Here is a 2868-nt window from a genome sequence, read left to right as displayed (position 1 = left end):
GTCTGATTTCCATTGAAATTGCGGGGCGGGGTGTCGAGGTCGAGGACTCGGGCGTGCAGGACCGTTCGCTGGTGGAGGGCCGAGCGGAGGGCTCGGTGGAGGCCGTCCTCGAGGAACAGCTCGCCGCGCCAGCGGACCACGTGCGGGAACAGGTCGCCGAAGAACGTCGAGTCCGGGCTCAGCAGCCGGTCCAGGTGCAGGACCTTGGTCGTGGTGACCAGCTCCTCCATCCGCACCGGGCGCGGCGGCACCTCGGCCCACTCCCGCAGGGACATCCGGAGCTCCGGATACGGCCGGCCCTCGCGGACGTCCTTGAAGATCACGTGCTGGTACCTCCTGGCGAACGGCGGATCCGGCGGCTGCCGCGGTGGGTCCGCGACCCGGATCGACGTGCTGCGCTCGCCAGCGGCGGACGAGGACCGGGACCGGTCGGCCACCGGCAGGCTACCGGTGCCTACCTGCGGCTCTCGGTCCTGGGCGAACAACACCGTAAACTCGATGGTGGTACCCGGGCCCGGTCCGGGCGCATCAGGCTGGGCAGGTGCTGCTGGCGAAGAGGAGGTGGCGCGGGTGAACGCGGACGAACGGCGGTTCGAGGTCCTGCGGGCGATCGTCGCGGATTACGTGTCGAGCAAGGAGCCGGTCGGCTCCAAGGCGCTCGTCGAACGCCACGACCTCGGCGTGTCCAGCGCAACCGTTCGCAACGACATGGCGGTGCTGGAGGAGGAGGGCTTCATCGTCCAGCCGCACACCAGCGCTGGGCGGGTGCCGACCGACAAGGGCTACCGGCTGTTCGTCGACCGCCTGCACGAGATCAAGCCGCTGACCGGTGCCGAGCGCCGCGCGATCCACACCTTCCTGGAAGGCGCGCTGGACCTCGACGACGTGATGCGGCGCAGCGTGCGGTTGCTGGCGCAGCTGACCCGGCAGGTCGCCGTGGTGCAGTACCCGACGCTGACCCGCTCCACCGTCCGGCACGTCGAGGTGGTCACCATCACCCCGGCCCGCCTGATGCTGGTGCTGATCACCAACACCGGGCGCGTCGACCAGCGGGTGGTCGACCTGGGCGACGTCATCACCGACGAGGACGTGGCGCGGCTGCGCAACGTGCTCAACTCGGCGATGGCGGAGAAGCGGCTGGCCGACGCCTCGGCGGCGGTTGCCGAGCTGCCCGACCAGGCGCCGTCGGAGCTGCGCGATGCGCTGATCCGGGTGTGCAGCGTGCTCATCGACTCGCTGGTGGAACACCCGGAGGAGCGGATGGTGCTCGGCGGCACCCCGAACCTCACCAACAACGTGGCCGACTTCCCCAACTCGTTGCGCCAGGTCATGGAGGCTCTGGAGGAGCAGGTGGTGGTGCTCAAGCTGCTCGCCGCCTCCCGCGACTCCGGCACCGTCCGGGTGAGCATCGGGATGGAGAACGAGGCCAAGGAGATGCAGACGACCTCGGTGATTTCGACCGGTTACGGTTCGGATGGCATGGTGCTGGGGGGACTCGGCGTCGTCGGGCCCACCCGGATGGACTATCCGGGGACGATGGCGGCGGTGCGCGCGGTCGCCCGGTACGTGGGTGAGATCCTGGTCGGTCGGTGACGTTTCACCAGCAGGACCGGCGTTGCACTCGTTGATCGAGCAGAGGAAGTACGGAGAAGGTGGCCACGGACTACTACGGGACTCTCGGCGTGTCCAAGGACGCTACGCCCGAGCAGATCAAGCGGGCGTACCGCAAACTCGCGCGGGAACTGCACCCGGACGTCAACCCCGACGAGACCGCCCAGGAGCGGTTCCGCGAGGTGACCACCGCATACGAGGTGTTGTCCGACCCGCAGAAGCGGCAGGTCGTCGACCTCGGCGGTGATCCGCTGGGCAACGGCGGCGGCGCCGGCGGCGGGATGGGCGATCCGTTCGCCGGTTTCGGCGGGCTGGGCGACATCATGGACGCCTTCTTCGGCGGCGGTGCCGGCGGTGGTGGCGGACGCGGTCCGCGCAGCCGGGTGCAGCCGGGCTCGGACGCGCTGCTGCGGCTGGAGCTCACGCTGGAGGAGTGCGCCAGCGGCGTCAACCGGGACATCACCGTCGACACGGCGGTGCTCTGCGACTCCTGCGACGGCGGCGGTTCGAAGGCCGGCAGCGCGCCCTCGACCTGCGACACCTGCGGTGGTCGCGGCGAGGTGCAGTCGGTGCAGCGCTCGTTCCTCGGGCAGGTCATGACCTCCCGCCCGTGCCCGGTCTGCCGCGGCTTCGGCGAGGTCATCACCGACCCGTGCCAGCAGTGCAACGGCGACGGACGGGTCCGCGCGCGGCGCACCATCACGGTCAAGATCCCGGCCGGTGTCGGCGACGGGATGCGGGTCCGGCTGGCCGGCGAAGGCGAGGTCGGGCCCGGCGGCGGACCGGCGGGCGACCTGTTCGTCGAGGTCGAGGAGCTGCCGCACGAGCGGTTCACCCGCGACGGCGCGGACCTGCACTGCACGGTCGAGCTGCCGATGACCGCGGCCGCGCTGGGCACGGTGCTGACGCTGGAGACCCTCGACGGCGGGCAGGAGGAGCTCACCGTCGAGCCCGGCACGCAGCCCGGCGCCGAGCACGTGCTCAGCGGTCGCGGCCTGCCGAAGCTGCGCTCCAACGGCAAGGTCAGCGGGCACGGCGACCTGTACGTCCACCTGGACGTCGTGGTGCCGACCAAGCTCGACGACGCGCAGGCCGACCTGCTGCGCCAGCTCGCCTCGCTGCGCGGCGAGGAGCAGCCGGAGCCGACCGTCACCGCGAACGGCAACGGCAGCCGGCACGGGCTGTTCTCCCGGTTCCGCTCCTTCGGGCACCGCTGAGAGCACCACTCGAACTCCGGGCGGCATTCCGGGAGGTCCC

3 protein-coding genes are annotated in these 2868 nt (G+C 71.0%); 2 read left to right on the top strand and 1 reads right to left on the bottom strand.

The window, feature by feature from the left end:
- On the bottom strand, nucleotides 1–437 hold a 437-nt coding region (locus ABTZ89_RS37655; RefSeq protein ID WP_502949654.1), incomplete at its 3' end, for a type II toxin-antitoxin system VapB family antitoxin.
- 133 nt (nucleotides 438–570) lie between these two features.
- Between ABTZ89_RS37655 and hrcA the strand changes: the two genes are divergently transcribed.
- Both hrcA and dnaJ read left to right on the top strand, forming a co-directional pair.
- Entirely contained in the window at nucleotides 571–1593 is a 1023-nt protein-coding gene (gene hrcA / locus ABTZ89_RS37650) for a heat-inducible transcriptional repressor HrcA (RefSeq protein ID WP_270952076.1), read from the top strand.
- Nucleotides 1594–1652: 59 nt separating this feature from the next.
- Nucleotides 1653–2828: a molecular chaperone DnaJ gene (gene dnaJ, locus ABTZ89_RS37645; protein ID WP_270952075.1), complete on the top strand. Its 1176-nt coding sequence runs from the start codon at nucleotides 1653–1655 to the stop codon at nucleotides 2826–2828.
- Nucleotides 2829–2868 lie beyond the last annotated feature (40 nt).

Source organism: Saccharopolyspora sp. NPDC002686, from assembly GCF_040295745.1.
GTDB classification, from domain to species: Bacteria; Actinomycetota; Actinomycetes; order Mycobacteriales; family Pseudonocardiaceae; genus Saccharopolyspora; species Saccharopolyspora oryzae.
The sequence above is the reverse complement of the archived record's forward strand: the minus strand, read 5'-3'. Positions and strand labels throughout refer to the sequence as shown.